This is a genomic window from Micromonospora sp. NBRC 101691, from assembly GCF_030269285.1.
GTDB classification, from domain to species: Bacteria; Actinomycetota; Actinomycetes; order Mycobacteriales; family Micromonosporaceae; genus Micromonospora; species Micromonospora echinospora.
Window position 1 is genome coordinate 115,673 of the sequence record NZ_BSTB01000018.1, and the last position, 17,465, is coordinate 133,137.

General features: G+C 71.8%; 14 protein-coding genes. 8 read left to right on the forward strand and 6 right to left on the reverse strand.

Translation table 11 applies throughout. The annotated features are described in order from the left end of the window. Positions 1-60 precede the first annotated feature (60 nt). On the reverse strand, positions 61-1,782 hold the full coding sequence (locus QSK20_RS24355) for a class I adenylate-forming enzyme family protein (protein ID WP_285790933.1): 1,722 nt from the start codon (positions 1,780-1,782) through the stop codon (positions 61-63). 306 nt (positions 1,783-2,088) lie between these two features. Here QSK20_RS24355 and QSK20_RS24360 point away from each other — a divergent pair, with 306 nt between their 5' ends. From QSK20_RS24360 to QSK20_RS24370, 3 genes are all read left to right on the forward strand, one after another. Continuing rightward, positions 2,089-2,478: a hypothetical protein gene (locus QSK20_RS24360; protein ID WP_285790934.1), complete on the forward strand. Its 390-nt coding sequence runs from the start codon at positions 2,089-2,091 to the stop codon at positions 2,476-2,478. 141 nt (positions 2,479-2,619) lie between these two features. After that, complete coding sequence (locus QSK20_RS24365; RefSeq protein WP_285790935.1) at positions 2,620-4,149, forward strand: hypothetical protein; 1,530 nt, start codon at positions 2,620-2,622, stop codon at positions 4,147-4,149. Positions 4,150-4,342: 193 nt separating this feature from the next. Continuing rightward, complete coding sequence (locus tag QSK20_RS24370) at positions 4,343-4,894, forward strand: hypothetical protein (RefSeq protein WP_285790936.1); 552 nt, start codon at positions 4,343-4,345, stop codon at positions 4,892-4,894. A gap of 5 nt (positions 4,895-4,899) precedes the next feature. Here QSK20_RS24370 and QSK20_RS24375 read toward each other — a convergent pair whose 3' ends face one another. Together QSK20_RS24375 and QSK20_RS24380 are read right to left on the reverse strand one after the other, a co-directional pair. Further along, positions 4,900-5,493 (reverse strand): RDD family protein, encoded by a 594-nt coding sequence (locus QSK20_RS24375; protein ID WP_285790937.1) that lies wholly within the window; start codon positions 5,491-5,493, stop codon positions 4,900-4,902. A gap of 173 nt (positions 5,494-5,666) precedes the next feature. Then, entirely contained in the window at positions 5,667-6,641 is a 975-nt protein-coding gene (locus QSK20_RS24380) for a GlxA family transcriptional regulator (RefSeq protein ID WP_285790938.1), read from the reverse strand. A gap of 102 nt (positions 6,642-6,743) precedes the next feature. Between QSK20_RS24380 and QSK20_RS24385 the strand changes: the two genes are divergently transcribed. After that, on the forward strand, positions 6,744-7,685 hold the full coding sequence (locus QSK20_RS24385; RefSeq protein WP_352232312.1) for an NADP-dependent oxidoreductase: 942 nt from the start codon (positions 6,744-6,746) through the stop codon (positions 7,683-7,685). A gap of 57 nt (positions 7,686-7,742) precedes the next feature. Here the strand turns inward: QSK20_RS24385 and QSK20_RS24390 are convergent, their stop codons facing one another. The 3 genes from QSK20_RS24390 to QSK20_RS24400 form a co-directional block, all read right to left on the reverse strand. Next, positions 7,743-8,582, reverse strand: coding sequence for a carbohydrate ABC transporter permease (locus QSK20_RS24390; RefSeq protein WP_285790939.1), 840 nt, complete (start codon positions 8,580-8,582; stop codon positions 7,743-7,745). After that, complete coding sequence (locus tag QSK20_RS24395; protein ID WP_285790940.1) at positions 8,575-9,531, reverse strand: carbohydrate ABC transporter permease; 957 nt, start codon at positions 9,529-9,531, stop codon at positions 8,575-8,577. The genes QSK20_RS24390 and QSK20_RS24395 overlap by 8 nt, the downstream gene beginning before the upstream one ends. Positions 9,532-9,593: 62 nt before the next feature. Beyond that, a complete protein-coding gene (locus QSK20_RS24400; protein WP_285790941.1) occupies positions 9,594-10,889 on the reverse strand; it encodes an ABC transporter substrate-binding protein in 1,296 nt (431 codons plus the stop codon). 260 nt (positions 10,890-11,149) lie between these two features. Here QSK20_RS24400 and QSK20_RS24405 point away from each other — a divergent pair, with 260 nt between their 5' ends. From QSK20_RS24405 to QSK20_RS24420, 4 genes are all read left to right on the forward strand, one after another. Then, the gene (locus QSK20_RS24405) at positions 11,150-12,376 is read left to right on the forward strand and encodes an ROK family transcriptional regulator (RefSeq protein ID WP_285790942.1); all 1,227 of its coding nucleotides are present in this window, start codon (positions 11,150-11,152) and stop codon (positions 12,374-12,376) included. A 167-nt stretch (positions 12,377-12,543) separates the two neighbouring features. Continuing rightward, the gene (locus tag QSK20_RS24410) at positions 12,544-15,183 is read left to right on the forward strand and encodes a discoidin domain-containing protein (protein WP_285790943.1); all 2,640 of its coding nucleotides are present in this window, start codon (positions 12,544-12,546) and stop codon (positions 15,181-15,183) included. Between the two features lie 187 nt (positions 15,184-15,370). Then, positions 15,371-16,348 (forward strand): transporter substrate-binding domain-containing protein, encoded by a 978-nt coding sequence (locus QSK20_RS24415; protein WP_285790944.1) that lies wholly within the window; start codon positions 15,371-15,373, stop codon positions 16,346-16,348. Beyond that, positions 16,315-17,355: a hypothetical protein gene (locus tag QSK20_RS24420; RefSeq protein WP_285790945.1), complete on the forward strand. Its 1,041-nt coding sequence runs from the start codon at positions 16,315-16,317 to the stop codon at positions 17,353-17,355. The genes QSK20_RS24415 and QSK20_RS24420 overlap by 34 nt, the downstream gene beginning before the upstream one ends. Positions 17,356-17,465 lie beyond the last annotated feature (110 nt).

The window sequence follows — 17,465 nt, forward strand, 5'->3', positions numbered from 1 at the left end:
CCCTGCGGCACCGTCCGGACGGGACGGCGCCGCAGGGGCGCGGTCAGCGGATCAGGCCGGTCAGGTCCAGCGTCCGATGCCGATCGCCTTGGCGCCGTCGAGCAGTTGTTCCCGCAGCGCCACCCGACGGATCTTCCAGGTGCCGGTGCGCGGGAACTCGTCCCACCTGATCTGGATGGGGTCGGCCATCGGGGCGAGGTCGGCGACCGCCCGCGCCCAGTCGCCCTTGTCCAGGGGTACGTCGTCCGTGGTGCTCACCACCGGCACCGGCAGGCCACCGGCGACCGGGAGGACGACCACCTCGGTGGTGTAGTCGATCCGGTCGAGGATCAGGTCCTCGAACTCGATCGCGCTGCCGTTGGGGATCCGGTCGATCTCCCGGTCCACGATCCGGACGGCGCCCCACTTGTTGATGATGCCGAGGTCGCCGGTGCTCCACCAGCGGCCGGTGCACTTCAGGTCGTGCCGGTCCTGCTCGCCGACGTAGGCGAGGCACCGTCCGGGCTGGTCGATCTCGATCATGCCGACCTGCCCGCGCGGGACCTCCTGGCCGGTCTCCGGGTTCACCGCCCGCATCTTCGCGTGGAACGGGATGGGCCAGCCGATCAGCTGGGTGGGCGGCGGGCGGTGCCCCTTGCGTCGCACCACGAACCGGAAGAACGGCCGGATGCAGAGCGCGCCGTTCTCGCTCTGGCTCCAGGACTGGACCCAGATCGGGAACCGGCGCTTCGTGGCCGCCATGAAGGTCCGGATGGTGCGGGTGTGGATGGCGTCGAAGGAGTTGACGTACTCGCGGACGTTGCTGAACAGGCCGGCGGGGTCGCGGGCCAGCGGCTCCCACGCGAGGTAGATGTTCGGCAGCGCCTCGACCAGGGTCGGCTTGTGTTCCGCCAGCAGTTCCCGGACCCGGGGGGAGAGCGGGTCGGAGAGGTAGATGATGCGCGGGCCGACGGCGGCCATCGCCAGCTGCATCGTGGTGAGCCGCTCGTGCGTGTACGGGTCGCAGAACGCCACGGTGTCGTCGCGCCGCAGCCCGAACCGGGGCCACCGCTCCGTCTCCACGATCGCCATCGCGTAGATCGACTCGGCGGAGTGCATGACCAGCTTCGGCACGCCGGTGGTGCCGGAGGTGTGGGTGATGACCACCGGCTCGGCGAACTCACGCATGTTCGGCTGGACCGGCGGCGCGTCCTTGAAGTCGTCCAGTCGCAGCACGTCCGGCCGGTCCTCGACCGCGTCCACGCTGATCGTCCTGACGGTGAGGTCCGCCACCACCTGCGGGGTGATGCCGCACTTGTCGAGGTGCTTCCGGTCGGTCAGCAGGAACGGCCGCTCCAGCCGCTCCAACATGGGGATCATCGCCTCCGGACCGTAGGAGCCGGAGAACATGCAGGGGATCGCGCCGATCCGGGCGATGGCGCACCCGAGGACGACGATGTCCAGGTGGTTCGCCTTGAGGACGGCCACCCGGTCCCACGGCCGGACACCGGCCTGGTGCAGCCAGGCGGCGGCCCGGTCGACCAGCTCCGCCCACTGGGTGTAGGTCCGGATCTCGGGGCCGTCGGGGTCGATGTCCGCCGGGCGGTCCACGATGACCAGTTCGTCCGGGGCGGTCCGCGCCGCCACGTGCCAGGTCTCGCCCATCTTCGAGTGCTTCGGTACGCGCGAGAACGGACTGAGCCGGCGGCGGAACCGGGTGGGGGTGAACTCGGTCAGGAACCGCGGGATGGGCCGCTGCGGCTCGACGTCTTCGGCGGCCGTCGTGTCGGCGGGTGGAGCCACGAGCGGGTCCTCCGTTCTCGGGGGTGGGGAGGCCGGCCGGCGATCGACTCTCGCCGGCCGGAAGATGATCGCTAACCATATCGACATCGTTCTGCGTAGGCCATGTCTGGACGGGTGACGATCTGGTTCTGACCCGTCCGATCTCCGGGCCGATCGACCAATGTGGCGTGCTGGCCCGCCGGCTGACGGTCCCGGTCGTCGTGCCGGTCGTCCCTCCGCCGAGGGCTTCCCTGTCCGGCATTTCTTTGCCAGGATCCTGGTGCCGGTAAAACTTTCCTACGGGTGCTCCACACGGGAGGACGAACCATGCGTATCCGCAGTTTCGCCAGTGCGGCCCTGCTCGCCGGGGGTCTGATCGCCACGGCGACCCCGGCCACGGCGGCCGCCGTGGCGCCGGAACAGAGCACGTCGTGCTCGTTGACGGTCACCAACCTCTACTACTCGATCGGGATGCAGACCGCCTTCGCCAAGCTCTCCGGTGGATGCCGCGGCCCGATCGACATCACCCTCGAACGGGCGGTGACCCCCGCCGGCCCCTACCAGGAGGAGCCGGAGGCGCTCTACCACCTCCAGCAGGCCGCCGACGGTACGGCCGCCACCGCCTACTTCATGGACCCCGCCGAGCGTGGACACTGCCGGGCGAAGGCCAGCGTCGACACGCTCGTCGCGTACTCCCCGGCCTCGGTCAGCTGCTGACCCGAATACCGCCGGCAGGGCCACGACGGGTGTGGCTCCGCTCGACGAGCGACGGTGGCGGTACGGCGCGGCGTCCTCGACCGTGGACTCGACCGTCCGGACTAGGATCGGACCCGGTCGGATCCGTAGGGAGGAATGTCGATGGGTCGGGGGCTGCGGGTCGGTACACCGGTTCTCCTGCTCCTCCTGCTCGGCGCACTCGGCTGGTACGCCTCGTACGCCACCACCGTCCTCGTCTGGGAACTGCGCAAACTCCTGCCGTGGCTGCTGGCGGCGGCCCTGGCGGCCCTCCTCGGTGGAGCGCCGACCCTGGCGCGGCTGCTCACCCGTCGACGTGGCGGTCGGGGTCCGGTCGGCGGCAGCGCCGTCCTCGGCTGGCTGGGCGTCGCCGTCGGGCTGGGTCTCGGCGCGCTCGGGCTGGTCTACGGCGAGTACCTCCAGGACCGGGCGTACGCGACCACCATGCGGGTGGTGACCGATCCGGTGCCGGAGCTGACCCCGCGCGCGCCGTACGTGGTCGGCGAGGCGCAGGCGGCGCCCAACCTGGGCGACGTGACCGGGGAGATCAGCGACGTCAGCTACCTGCCCGACTCCGACCGCTTCGCCGTCCTGGTGGAGCGGCGCGGTTGGCTGACCGGTTACGAGGTCGGCCTGGTGCAGGAGGTGCCGCTCGGCGGCAACAGCCGGGCGCAGCAGCGGTGCCGGTTCGACGAGTCGGCGTCGGCGCGGATCGGTGGCTGGTTCACCCACAACCTGGGCCGGAAGATCGCCGCCGAGCGGCGCTGGGCGCGGTTCTCCGAGGAGGACGCCTACGTGCACTGCCAGGGCGACACCCCGGTCGTGGTGGTGCCCCTGAAGCGGCAGACCGGAATCCTGGTGGTGGCGGAGCGGCCGGCCGGCGTGGCGCTGTACGACGGCACGACCGGGAAGGTCACCGTCACCGATGCCACCACGGAGGTGCCCGGACCGTCCTATCCGATCAGTCTCGCCGCCCGACAGCGGGAGGGCACCGCCGCGGTGGGCGGCTTCGCCGACTGGTGGTTCGAGCGCAGCGGCTGGGACGCCTCCGAGGACGGGGCCAACGAGGGCAACGAGTCGGAGTTCACCCTGCGCTACCGCGACGGCAGCGCCCGCAGCGGGTACGTCACCCCGCTCACCCCACAGGGTGAGGCCAGTTCCGTGGTGGCGGTGTCGGTGGTGCCGACCCGGCACGCCGGCACCGGTCTCGCCCCGCTGACCGTGCACCGGCTCAGCCCGACCTGGTCGTCACCGCAGGCGCTCGCCGCCCTGATCAAGGCGGAGTACCGCGACGTCTGCTGCTGGAACGACGACCAGGTGTTCGAGGTGGTGCCCACCGGTGGCACCACGTGGACGGCCACGCTCGGCAGCGAGCAGAGCATCCGCTACCGGGTGGAGGGCCGGGGCCAGGTCAACGGCCGCGAGGCGACCTGCCTGAAGAACGCCGACGGCACGCTGGTGCGCTGTGCGTACGCCGCCCCCGGTTCGCCGGAGGAGCGGGAACTGCAACGTCGGGAGCAGGAGAAGCAACAGGAGCCGCCGGCGGACGGCGGCACCGGCCCGGTCGACCTGACCCGGTACACCGACGAGCAGTTGGCCGAACTCAACCGGCGACTCGCCGAAGAGGTCAACCGCCGCCTCCAGGAGCGCTGATTCCGGGGCTCCGCACCGCGTCCACCGTGGATCCGCGCGCCATTATGCTGAAGCCCGCGCCGGTCGCCACGAGCCCGCAGGGGAGAGCCGGAGGGAGCGCACGTGAACCGCAGAGACTCGGCCGCCGCCTTCGACGCCGTGCTGCGCGACGGCTGGAACAGCGCGTGCCAGCTGTACGGGCACCTGGCCCGCGGTGGGCAACTGGTCGCCCTGCCCCCCCAGCGGTCTGCGGCTCGGCCCGGACGAGGCGATCTTCAGTGACACGGCGCTGGGGTACGCCCGCTTCTACGGCACCACCGTCCAGTACCGGGAGAGCAACAGTTTCTGGTTCGGGCCGACGGGTTTCGTGTTGGCCGGCATGGCGGGTGACGCGATCAGCAACGCCAGTGCCCGCAGCCGGGCCCAGGCGATGGCGGCGGCGCAGTGGCGGGACCAGGCGCAGGTGCGGATGATCCTGACCAACCAGCGGCTGCTCGGGGACTACCAGGGCACCCTGCTGAGCTTCTGGCACAACGGGGTGGTCGAGCTCACCGCCGACCTGACCCAGTGGTCGTTCATCCTCCGCTACGAGGAGGGCAACCCGTTGATGCTGCACGGGCCGGCGGCGCCGTGGTACGCGGTGGCCGTCGCCTGGCTGATCTTCGGCCCGCAGGGCCTCCAGCTTCCGGCGCTGGCCCCGATCAGCGCGGCCGTCGCGCAGCGTTCCGGTGTCATCACCGGGGAGGTCGTGGACGGGCAGCCCTGACCGGCTCAGGCCATCCGGGCCGGCGCAGCCGGGCGGGGCGCCGTCGCGTCGGGAACGGGATCGTGGCCCCGGGCGAGGCCGGAACGCAGGTCGACGGCGGTGTACCTGGAGTCGAAGGTGTCCCCGCCGCTGCCCTCGAAGGCGGCGGCGATGGCCACCAACAGGTAGAACGGGGCGAAGGACCACCAGAAGGCCCGCCATCCTCCCCGCCAGGCGCCGGATCGCCTCCCGTCGGAGATCCTGACCGAGCGCATGCCGGCGACGAGGTCGCCGAGGCTGCCGACCGTGCCCCAGACCATGCCGTACGCGACGACCACCACGAACCAGACGGCGGCCATGACGGCGACGTACACGCCGGTGCTGGCGGACATCGCCGAGCCCAACGTGCCGAGCGCGAAGTCCTGGTTGGCCGCGTGGACCGCGCCCATCAGGACCCCGGCCACCACCATCACCACGAGAGCGTCCAGGGTCCGGCCCCAGAAGTGCGGCCAGCCGGCCTTGCGGACGTACCGGACGCCGGTGTCCGGGTGCCGACGTACCGGTCGCCCGGTCACGCTGTCGATCAGCGAGGTGACGGACAGCGGTGTGGAGTTGCTCATGGTGCCCTTCCCGGTCTTCTCGACTGGCGGACTGGACGGTACAACGCCGGTGCTTGCCATGGGCCCGGCCTCGGCGTCGGTGTGTCGTGCGCCCCGGCGTGGAGCGCGACGAGGTTCCGGGGTGGCCCGGGGCGCGGCCCCGGTCCGGCGACCGGGAGGGTCGGTCAGCGCGGTTAGCCGGCCGTCGCCGGGCGACCGGCGCGGAACGTGTGACGGTAGGCCGTCGGCGGCACGCCGATCGCGGCGGTCAGGTGTTGGCGCAACGAGGCGGCCGTTCCGAACCCCGCCTCGCCGGCGACGCGGTCGACCGGCAGGTCGGTCGACTCCAGCAGTCGACGGGCGTGTTCGACGCGTTGCTGGGTCAACCACTGGCCGGGGGTCATGCCGACCTCGTCCCGGAAGCGCCGGGAGAACGTCCGCACACTCATCCGGGCGTGACCGGCCAGCTCGGACAGGGGGAGTGGCCGATGGAGCTGACCGAGTGCCCAGTCGCGGGTCGTGGACGTGGTGGCCGCCGAGGGCTCGGGCACCGGACGTTCGATGAACTGCGCCTGACCGCCCTCGCGCCAGGGCGGGATGACGCATCGGCGGGCGACCCGGTTGGCGACCTCGCTGCCGTGGTCGCGGCGTACGAGGTGCATGCACAGGTCGAGTCCGGCCGCCACCCCCGCTGCCGTGAGCACGTCCCCGTCGTCGACGAACAGCACGTCCGGGTCGAGCTTGACCTGCGGGAACATCCGTTGGAAACGGTCGGCCTCGTTCCAGTGGGTGGTCGCCGCGCGGCCGTCGAGCAGACCTGCGGCGGCGAGGACGTACGACGCGGTGCAGATCGACACGATCCGGGCACCCGGCCGGAGTCGGGCGAGCGCCTCGGCCAACTCGTCGGGGAGCCAGCTCCGGTCCTCGGTCGGCCCGCAGACGAACGGCGGGATCACCAGGGTGTCCGCCGTGTCGATCGCCTCGGCGCCGTGCTCCACGGCCAGGGCGAAGTCCGCGCTGGTCCGGACCGGGCCACGGTCGAGGCTGCACGTGACCACCTCGTAGAGCGGCGCGCCGTCCGCGCCCGTCGCGGTGCCGAAGATCCGGACCGGGATGCTCAGTTCGAACGGGTAGACACCCTCCAGGGCCAGGACGACGACGCGATGCATGGCCAGATCCTTGCACATGTTGGCGATCTGGCCACTCGTCGGGTGGTTCCGCCTCCCGCAGTGTTGGTCGGGCGTCAGTCACCGACCGTACGGAGCAAAGAAATGATCATGCGTGCTGTCAGCCAGGACTCGCTCGGCGGACCCGAGGTGTTGCGGGTGGTCGAGGTGGACCGCCCGGAACCCGGGATCTCCGAGGTCCTCGTCCGTGTCCACGCCGCCGGTGTCAACCCGACCGACCTGTGGCACCGGGCCACCGGCGGGCTGCTCGGCGAGACGCCGGTCCGGCTGGGCTGGGACGTGTCCGGCGTCGTCGAGGCGGTCGGGCTCGGCGTCACGATGTTCCGCCCGGGCGACGAGGTGTTCGGCATGCCCCGGCTGCCGCAACCGGCGGGCACGTACGCGGAGTACGTGACCTCCCCGGCGCGGCACCTGGCCCGCAAACCTGCGGCGCTCTCCCACGTGGAGGCCGCCGCGCTCCCGCTCGCGGCGCTCACCGCGTACCAGTCGTTGGTCGACACCGCCGGGGTACGCCCCGGTCAGCGGGTGCTGGTCCATGCCGCTGCCGGCGGCGTCGGTCACCTCGCCGTCCAGATCGCCAAGGCGCACGGCGCCCACGTCGTCGGCACCGCCCGCGCGGCCAAGCACGCCTTCGTGCGCGGCCTCGGCGCCGACGAGGTCGTCGACTACACCCGGGTCGACTTCGCCTCAACGGTGGGCGACGTCGACATCGTGATCGACACCGTCGGGGGCGACTACGGGCCGCGCTCTCTGCGGACCCTGCGCCCCGGCGGCATCGTGGTGTCGCTCGCCTCCCCGGCCGAGGCCCGTCTGGCGGTGGAGGCGCGCGACCTGGGCGTACGGGCCGGCTTCACGATCGTCGAGCCCGACCACGCGGGGATGAGGGCGATCGCGGCGCTCGTCGAAGCCGGGCAGTTGCGCCCCGAGGTCGCCGAGGTGCTCCCGCTCGACCAGGTCGCCCGGGCCCACGAGATCGCCCAGACCGGCCGGACGACCGGCAAGATCGTCCTTACCGTCGTCGACTGACCGGGACCGGTCGCCGTTCCTCGCGACGGAGGAGCGGCGGCCGACCGGGCGGACGGGTCACTTGACCGCGCCGGCGGTGAGGCCGGCGACGAAGTAGCGCTGCAACGCCAGGAAGCCGGCCACGACCGGGACGCTGACCACCAGCGAGGCCGCCATGACCTGGTTCCAGTAGACGTTGAACTGGGTGGAGTAGCCCTGGAGGCCGACGGCCAGGGTGCGGCTGGACTCGTCGGTCATCACCGAGGCGAAGAGCACCTCGCCCCAGGCGGTCATGAACGCGTACACGCCGACCGCGACCACCCCGGGCACCGCCGCCGGCAGCACCACCTGGAACAGGGTGCGCAGCGGCCCCGCGCCGTCGACCTGCGCGGCCTCGTCCAGGCCGCGCGGGATGGAGTCGAAGTAGCCGACCAGCATCCAGATCGAGAACGGCAGCGAGAAGGTGAGGTACGTGACGATCAGACCGGTCCGGCTGGCGTACAGCTGCACGCCGGTGGCGTTGCCCAGGTTGACGTAGATCAGGAAGAGCGGCAGGAGGAACAGGATGCCGGGGAACATCTGGGTGGAGAGTACGGTCACCGAGAACAGCCCCCGGCCCCGGAACCGGTAGCGGCTGACCGCGAACGCCGCGAAGATCGCCACGGTGACCGAGAAGACCGCCGCCACCGAGGAGACGACCAGGCTGTTGACCAGGTAGCGGCCCAGCGGCACGGTCGACCACATGTCCACGAACGCCTGCGCGGTCGGCCGGCGCGGCCACCAGGTGAACGCGCTCTGCACGTCCGACAGCGGCTTGAGCGACGAGCTGACCATCACGTAGAGCGGGACGAGCACGAAGACCGCGAGCAGGGTCAGCACGACCCGACGGGACCAGCGCTCGGCGACGGTCTCACGCATCGTTCCTCCGGCGGTTGGTGAGCAGCAGGTACCCGGCGGTGACCAGGAGCAGGAACAGCAGCAGCGCCACCGACATCGCCGAGCCGGAGCCGAAGTCCCAGGTCTCGAACGAGCTGCGGTAGATGTGGATGGAGATCAGGTCGGCCTGCTCGGGCGCGGAGCCGCCGAAGAGGACGTACGGGGTGTTGAAGTCGTTGAAGGTCCACAGGAAGAGCACCAGCAGCAGGACCAGGTTGACCGGGCGCAGCATGGGCAGCGTCACCGAGCGCAGCCGCCGCCAGAAGCCCGCGCCGTCCATGGCGGCGGCCTCGTACAGGTCGTGGGGAATGTTCTGCAGGCCCGCCATGACGCACAGGAAGGCGAACGGCCAGGTCCGCCAGACCGACACGACCAGCAGCGCGACGAAGCTGTTCTCCCCGATCAGCCAGAACGGCCGGTCGCCGAGCAGGTGCAGCTGGTCGACCAGGACGTGGTTGACCAGACCGGTGTCCCGCTGGAACAGGAAGCTCCAGGTGATCACCGCGGTGTAGACCGGCAGGGCGTACGGGGTGAGGAAGAGCGCGCGCAGCAGTCCCCGGCCCCGGAACGGACGGTGCAGCAGGACGGCGGCGGTGGTGCCGAGCATCCAGGAGATCCCGACCGAGGCGACCGTGAAGACCAGGGTCACCCGGAAAGAGCGCAGCAGCGCGGCCCCGGCGGCGGAGTCGACGTCGAGCACCAGGCGGTAGTTGTCCCATCCGACGAACGGGGCCGTGGACCAGTCGCGGATGTGGAACTGGGTCAGCTCCAGCAGGCTCATCCCGGCGCCGACCAGCATCGGCACCACGTGGATCGCCAGTTCCAGCACGATCGCCGGGGCGAGCAGCAGGTACGGCAGGAGCGGACGTCGGGGACGGGTGGCCCCGGAGCGGGGCGGTGCGGGGACGTCGTGGGCGGTGCGGGTTGCCATCGGGGTCCTCTCGCTCCGGTGGCCGTCGGGGGACGTCCCGCCGACGGCCACCGGCCAACCGGTCAGCGCATCTGCTGCTGGGCCGTGCCGAGCTTCTGCCGGACGCTCTCCTCGGTGACCGGCCTGCCCCGGGCCGCGTCGGCGAAGAGCTCCTTGATGGCGGTGCCGACCAGCGTCTCGAACGTGCTCTCGTCGGGCACCTGCGGCAGCGGGGCCGCGGTGGTGGCGAGGGTCTCCCGGAGCACCGTCTGCTCTCCGGCGGCGAACGCGGGGTCGGTGGCGACCGACGTCACCGGCGGCAGGGAGCCGTACGTCCGGTTGAGCGTCACCTGCGTGGCGTCGCTGGTCATGTACTTGACGAACTCCAGCGCGGCGTCCCGGTTCCGGGTGTGCTTGAACACCGCCATGTTGATCCCGGCGACCATGCTGTTGACCTTCCTGCCGCCGGGCGGCGGGGTGGCGAGGAACGGCACCGGCGCCACGCCGTACGCGTCGGCGGCCATGTTCTGCGACGTCAGGTTCGCGCCGGCGGCCTGCCAGAGCAGCATCGCCGCCCGGCCGTTGGCGAAGTCGGAGACCGACTGGTTCTGCGCGTACTCCGCGTTGCTCGGGTTGACGATCCGGTCGGCGGCCATCAGGTCGACGTACCGTTTCACCGCGGCGACGTTCTGCGGCGTGTCGAAGGTCGGCTTGCCGGCGGAGTCGAACCACTCGCCGCCGTACTGCTGGCTGAAGGTGAAGGCGTGGTGCGCGTTCTCCGACGGGTTGGCCCCTTCGACGGCGAGGCCCCACCGGCCGCCGCCGGTCAGCCGTCGGCCGACGTCGGCAACCTGCTCCCAGGTGGTCGGCGGGGCGGTGATCCCGGCGTCGGCGAACGCCTTCTTGTTGTAGTACAGGGCGTAGGCGAGGCTGTAGAGCGGCACCGCGGCGGGGGGTTTGCCGGGAGCGCCGGCGGCGGCCAGCGCGGCCGGGACGAACCGGTCCCGACCCCCGATCCGGTCCAGGGTGGCGTCGTCGAACTCGACCAGCGCGCCGGTCGCCTGCAACGACGCCGACCAGGTGTTACCGATGTTGACCACGTCCGGGCCCTGTCCGGAGGTGGCGGCGGTCAGCAGCCGGTTGAGCAAATCCGACCAGGGCACCACCTCGACGGTGACCTTGATGCCGGTCTGCTGTTCGAACCGGTCCAGCTCGGGCTGGAGGATCTTCTTGTCGGCTTCCAGGCTGGCGCCCTGGTTGCTGGCCCAGTAGGTGAGGGTCTTGCCGGACCCGCCGGGGTCGTCCGAGCCGCCGCAGGCGGTCAGCGGGGCGGCCACGAGGACGGCGGCGGCGAGTGTCGCGAGGAGACGTCTCGACACGATCGGCCCTTCCGGTGCGAGGTGGGGCGCCGGCCCCGGTGGCGCGGAGGGGTCGGACGGCGGTGGGGCCCGGGGCGGTGCTGCCGGGGCGCGTGGTGCGTGGGGTCGGCGGTGCGCGTGGTGCCGGGCGGCGTGGCGCGGTGCCGCAGGGTAGTTGCATCACTACTTAATGAATGTTGCCATTAAAGTAGTTCGATGCATGGGGCGTCAAGTGCGGGGCCGTGCCGTCGCCCCGGGCGGCCCGGGGATCGAGGTGGCGTGTGGAGCTGGCGCGAGCGACGAACCGGACCGTCCGGCTGCGGAACCGGTCGGCGTTGTTGTCCAGGCTCTTCCTCGACGGTCCGTTGACCCGCCAGCACCTGATGCGCAGCACCGGTCTCAGTCAGCCCGCCGTCAGCAACGTGGTGGCCGACCTGATCGCCGAGGGGCTCGTCGCCGAGGCCGGCGCGGCCGAGTCGGACGGCGGCCGGCCGGGCATGATGCTGCGGGTCGCGCCCCGGTACGCCTTCGTCGTGGGCGTGGACGTCGGCGAGACCCGGATCCGGGTCGAGCTGTTCGACTTCGCGATGACCCTGCTGTCCAGCGTGGAGTACCCGCTGGACCCGGCGCGCACCGAGCCGTCGGCGGTCGCCGGGCACGTGCTGGCCGGGATCGACACGGTCACCGCCCGGGCCCGGGTCGCCCCGGCCGACGTGCTCGGGGTCGGCGTCGGCGTCTCCGGCGTGGTGGAGCAGGGCGCCGAGGCGGTGGTGCACGCCCAGGCCCTCGGCTGGGGTCGGGTGCCGTTGGAGCGGCTCATCCGCACCGGCACCGACCTGCCGTTGCACATCGACAACGGCGCGAACACCCTCGGCCAGGCCGAGATGTGGTTCGGTGCCGGCCGGGGCGCGCGGCACGCCGTCTTCGCCCTGGTCGGGTCCGGCGTGGGGGCGGCCGTGGTGACCGACGGGGCCGCCTACCGGGGGGCGTCCAGCAGCGCGGGGGAGTGGGGACACACCACGTTGGTCTACGGGGGCCGGGCCTGCCGGTGCGGGGCCCGGGGCTGCCTGGAGGCGTACGTGGGCGCGGAAGCGGTCCTCGACCGGTACCGGGAGGCCCTGGGTGGCCGGGCGGTGCCGGGCTCGGACGAGGAGTCCCAGCTCGCCGCCCTGGTCGAGGCGGCCGCCGGGTCGGCCACCGCCCGCCGGGTGCTCGACGAGACGGCCGGCTATCTCGGTGCCGGGGTGGCCAACCTGATCAACCTGTTCAACCCCGAGCGGGTGGTGCTGGGCGGCTGGGCGGCCATGGCGCTCGGCGACCTGCTGCCCGCCGTGCGCGAGGCGGCCGGCCGGCAGGCGCTGCGCCAGCCGTACGAGCAGGCGTCGATCGAGCTGTGCCGCCTCGGTGTGGACGCGGTGGCGCTCGGCGCGGCCACCCTGCCGATCGCCCGGCTCCTCGCCGCCGGTGGGGTGCGTCCCGCCCGTTCCGAGCGGCGACGTCGGAAATAAAACATTGACAAAGATCGATGTCTTGACTCCGGTGTCCCGTCGCCGTGACACTCACCAGAGAGCGCTCCCCGGCCACGTGCCACCCCGGCGGGACCCATCCCGACACCCCGGCCGTCCCCGCGCCCCGTCGCGCCGGCGTCCGCAGCCCTCTACCGACAGGCGAAGTGATGACAACTCGCGCTCGTCCCGTACGCTCTCGAACCGCCCGGCGGCCCCGGCCGCGTATCCTCCTCGGCCTGGTCGTCGCGCTCGTCGCGGCCCTGACCCCGACCGCCCTGACCCCGACCGCCCTGACCCCGCCGGCGCAGGCCGCGCCGGTGCTGCTGTCCCAGGGGCGACCGGCCACCGCCTCGTCCACCGAGAACGCCGGCACCCCCGCCGGAGCGGCCGTCGACGGCGACACCGGCACCCGCTGGTCGAGTGCCTTCAGCGACCCCCAGTGGCTCCAGGTCGACCTGGGCGTCCGGGCCACCCTCAGCCAGGTCACCCTGGCCTGGGAGGGCGCGCACGCGCGGGCGTTCCAGATCCAGACCTCCGACGACGGCAGCACGTGGCGCACCGTGTGGAGCACCACCGCCGGCACCGGCGGCACGCAGACCGTGCCGGTCACCGGCAGCGGTCGGTACGTGCGGATGTACGGCACCGCCCGGGCCACCGGCTACGGCTACTCGCTGTGGGAGTTCCAGGTCTACGGCGAGACCGGCGCGGCACCCACCTGTGGCGCCACCAACGCCGCCCAGGGCCGTCCGGCCACCGCGTCCTCGGTGGAGAGTGGCGGCCTGCCCGCCTCGGCGGCCGTGGACGGCGACCCCGGCACCCGGTGGGCCAGCGCCGCCGCCGACCCGCAGTGGCTCCGCGTCGACCTGGGCGGCGTCCGCGCCCTCTGCCGGGTGGTGCTCAGCTGGGAGGCCGCGTACGCGCGGGCGTTCCAGATCCAGGCTTCCGACGACGGCAGCGCCTGGCGGACGGTGTGGAGCACCACCGCCGGCACCGGCGGCACGCAGACCCTCGCGGTCACCGGCACCGGCCGGTACGTGCGGATGTACGGCACGGCGCGGTCCACCGGCTACGGCTACTCCCTGTGGGAGTTCCAGGTCAACACCACCGACGGTGGCACCGTGGACCCGGTGGAGCCCACCGACCCGCGCAACCCGAACCTCGGTCCGAACACCTACGTCTTCGACCCGTCCACGCCGACCGCCACCATCCAGAGCCGGCTGGACAGCCTCTTCGACCAGCAGGAGACCAACCAGTTCGGCCCACAGCGGTACGCCGTGCTGTTCAAGCCCGGCAGCTACACCGCCGACGTCAACCTCGGCTTCTTCACCCAGGTCGCCGGCCTCGGCCTGAGCCCCGACGACGTCAACCTCAACGGCCACGTCCGGGTCGAGGCGGACTGGTTCGGCGGCAACGCGACGCAGAACTTCTGGCGCGCGGCGGAGAACCTGTCGGTGACGCTGCCCGCCGGGGTGCTCGTCGAACGCTGGGCGGTCTCCCAGGCCGCCCCGTACCGCCGGATGCACCTGCGTGGGGCGCAGAACCAGATCCAGCTCTGGAACGGCGGTGACGGCTGGTCCAGTGGCGGCCTGATGGCGGACACCCGCATCGACGGCCTGGTCGTCTCCGGCTCCCAGCAGCAGTGGTACTCGCGCAACAGCGAGTTCGGCAACGGCTGGACCGGCTCGGTGTGGAACATGGTCTTCCAGGGGGTGGCCGGCGCGCCCCCGCCGCACTTCCCCAACCCCTCGCACACGGTCATCGCCCAGACGCCGAAGATCCGCGAGAAGCCGTTCCTCTACGTCGACGGCACCGGCGAGTACCGGGTGTTCGTCCCGGCGCTGCGCACCAACTCCACCGGCACCAGCTGGTACGGCAGGGCCCCGGCCGGCTCGTCGATCTCGCTGAGCCAGTTCTACGTGGTCCGACCGGGCACCAGCGCGGCCACCGTCAACGCCGCGCTCGCCCAGGGCCGGCACCTGCTCTTCACCCCCGGCGTGCACCACGTCACCGAACCGATCCGGGTCGACCGCGCCGACACGGTGATCCTCGGTCTCGGTCTGGCCACCATCCAGGCCGACAACGGCACCGTCGCGATGCGGGTCGCCGACGTCGACGGGGTGAAGGTGGCCGGCATCATGTTCGAGGCCGGACAGACCACCTCGCCGGTGCTCATGGAGGTCGGCCCGCCCGGCTCGTCGGCCGACCACGCGGCCAACCCGGTCTCGCTGCACGACGTCTTCTTCCGCATCGGCGGACCGGGCGTCGGCCGGGCCACCAACACCCTGACCATCAACAGCGACGACGTCATCGGCGACCACATGTGGCTGTGGCGCGCCGACCACGGCGACGGGGTCGGGTGGACGGTGAACACCGCCGACACCGGCCTGACCGTCAACGGCGACGACGTGACCACGTACGGCCTCTTCGTCGAGCATTACCAGAAGTACCAGACCGTCTGGAACGGCAACGGCGGCCGGACGTACTTCTACCAGAACGAGATGCCGTACGACCCGCCGAACCAGGCCGCCTGGATGAACGGGGCGACCCGGGGCTACGCCGCCTACAAGGTGGCCGACCAGGTCACCAGTCACCAGGCGTGGGGGCTGGGCAGCTACTGCTACTTCAACGTCAACCCGTCGGTGGTCGCGGACCGGGCCATCGAGGTGCCGAACAACCCGAACGTCCGCTTCACCAACATGGTCACCGTCTCCCTCGGCGGGGTCGGCACCATCAACCGGGTCGTCAACACCACCGGCGGCACCGCCAACACCGCCAACCAGGTGGTCTACCTGACGAACTACCCGTAGTCACGTACCGGTGGTCCGGTCGGGCCCGATCCCGACCGGACCACCCGCCGCCGGGCCGCGCCGGGACAAGACGGGTTGCCGACACCTGTGCGCCCAGGACGGAGCCCTGGCGTGAGACTGGTCCGGTGGCTTGCCCGATGCCGCTGCGACCGCAGTGGGCGACCGGACTCGAAGGACCGGTGATCAGGTGGACCAGCGGCCGGAGGCGCGAACGAGGCTCTGGACGGGCGTGGTGCGGCTCGCCGCCGTGGTGGTGCTCCTGGCGGCGGTCGTCGCGGTCGGGTACGCGGTCGTGGTCCGCGCCGGGCCGCCGTCCGAGGACGACCTGCGGGAGAAAGCCGGGCTGATCGGGAAACAGGAGCTGCTGATCGGCGTCCACGACGACAACCCCGGCGTCAGCCTGCTCGACACCAGAACCGGTGTCTTCTCCGGCTTCGACATCGAGATCGCCTACATGGTGGCCGCAGACCTCGGCTTCCGGCGCTCCGAGGTGCGGCTGTTACCGATCGAGAGCGAGGACCGGAACAAGATGCAGGCCCGGTCTTCGGACAACCAGTTCGTCACGGTGGACCTCGTGGTGGCCAGCTACAGCATCACCAGGGAGCGTGAGGATCTGCCCGAGGTGACGTTCTCGGTGCCCTACCTGCTGACCGACCAGTCGGTGGTGACCCGACACGATCACGGCCGCGTCAACACCTACGCCGACCTGCGCGGACGAAAGGTGTGCAGCATCTCCACCTCGACCTCCGAGGACCCGGCCAAGGACGCCGGCGTGGAGCAGGTCACCCGGCTGCGGACCAGCGAGTGCATCGAGGATCTGCTGGCGGGTCGGGTGGAGGCCGTGACACAGGACGCCGCGCTGCTGGCCGGGTTCGTGAAGCAGTATCGCGGGCGGCTGAAGATGCACGACATCGGCCAGGACCACCAGGAGCGTTGGGGGATCAACACCGGCGGCAACACCGCCCTGCGTGACCTGGTCAACCTGTCCCTCTACGACTCTCGACACGATCCGACCGACCAGCGGTGGGAGGACGCGTTCGACGAGCACCTGCGTTCGGCGCAGCCCGACTCCCTGCCGCAGCAGGTGGCCGTGGACCGGCAGCCGGACGCCCGGCGGGTGGACGTGCGGCGGTGGCCCTGGGAGTGGCCGGCGCGGACGCCATGAGCGAGGAGACCTCCGCCCCGGTCCGCGCCCAGCAGCAGTGGCTGCTCACCCTGCTGCCGGCCTTCCCGCTGCTGCTGCTCGTCCTGCGGGTGTGGTACCTCAGCCGGCAGAACCTCTCCACGATGCTGCTGGTGGTCCAGCACATCAGTCCGCTCGGGCTGACCAGCGCGCTGCTCATCACCCTGGTCTGGGTGGTGCCGGCGGTGATCCTCGTGCTGCGGATGCTGGGCGCTCTCCTCACGGTGAGCGCGACCACCGACCAGAGCGCCTCGCTGCTGGCGAGGATCACCCGGTGGATGCCGGACTGGGTGGTCGCCCTGGCCGTCGGGCTGGCCGTGCTCACCTGGCAACTGCGTTTCCTGCCCACCCTGCTGATGCTGACCGTGGCGATCGTCGGCCTGGTGGTCCGCCAGCGGTACCCGGGCAACCGTGCCGCCCGCGTCGTCGCCGGCGTCGCGCTGCCGGTCGGGTCGGCCCTGGCGGCGTACGTCTGGCTGGCCCCCGGCATCGCCGCCGCCGTCGGCGCGGGCGAGGGCGTCACAACGCTGCTGCTGCTCCTGCCACCCGCGTCCGCCGTGTTCCTCACCGGTCCGGTGCCGCCGAGGTCGGCGCGGCTGGTGACCCACTGGGTGGCTTTCGCCGGTGCCCTGGTCGCGCCGGTCGTCGTGGGCGCGATCTTCCTGCGCGCGCCGATCCTGCCCGTCCAGGCCGTCGAGGTGGACCCCGACCCCCGGCCGGACACCCGCCCGGTGGTGCTGCGCGGCCACCTGATCAGCACCGACGACCGGATGACCACCCTGCTTGACGGGCGGGGGACGGTCCACTTCGTGCGGAACGACCAGGTGGTCTCCCGGGTGCTGTGTCCGGAGCCGGAGCAGGTCCCGACCAGCCGGGTCGACGTCCGTGGTTGGCATGTCGAGCGGACCGCGTTGGAGTGGCTCGTCCCGGCCCCGGAGCCGTTGCCCACCGACCCCCGGTGCCAGGGACGCCCCGCCCAGGTCCCCTGACAACCAGTCCGCCCCTGGCCGTAAGCCCAAAACCATAGAATCGAATCTATGGATATTGCTGCCGACGGGTGGTAGGAATCTTGCAGGATTGCTCTCCGCTCCGCAAACTT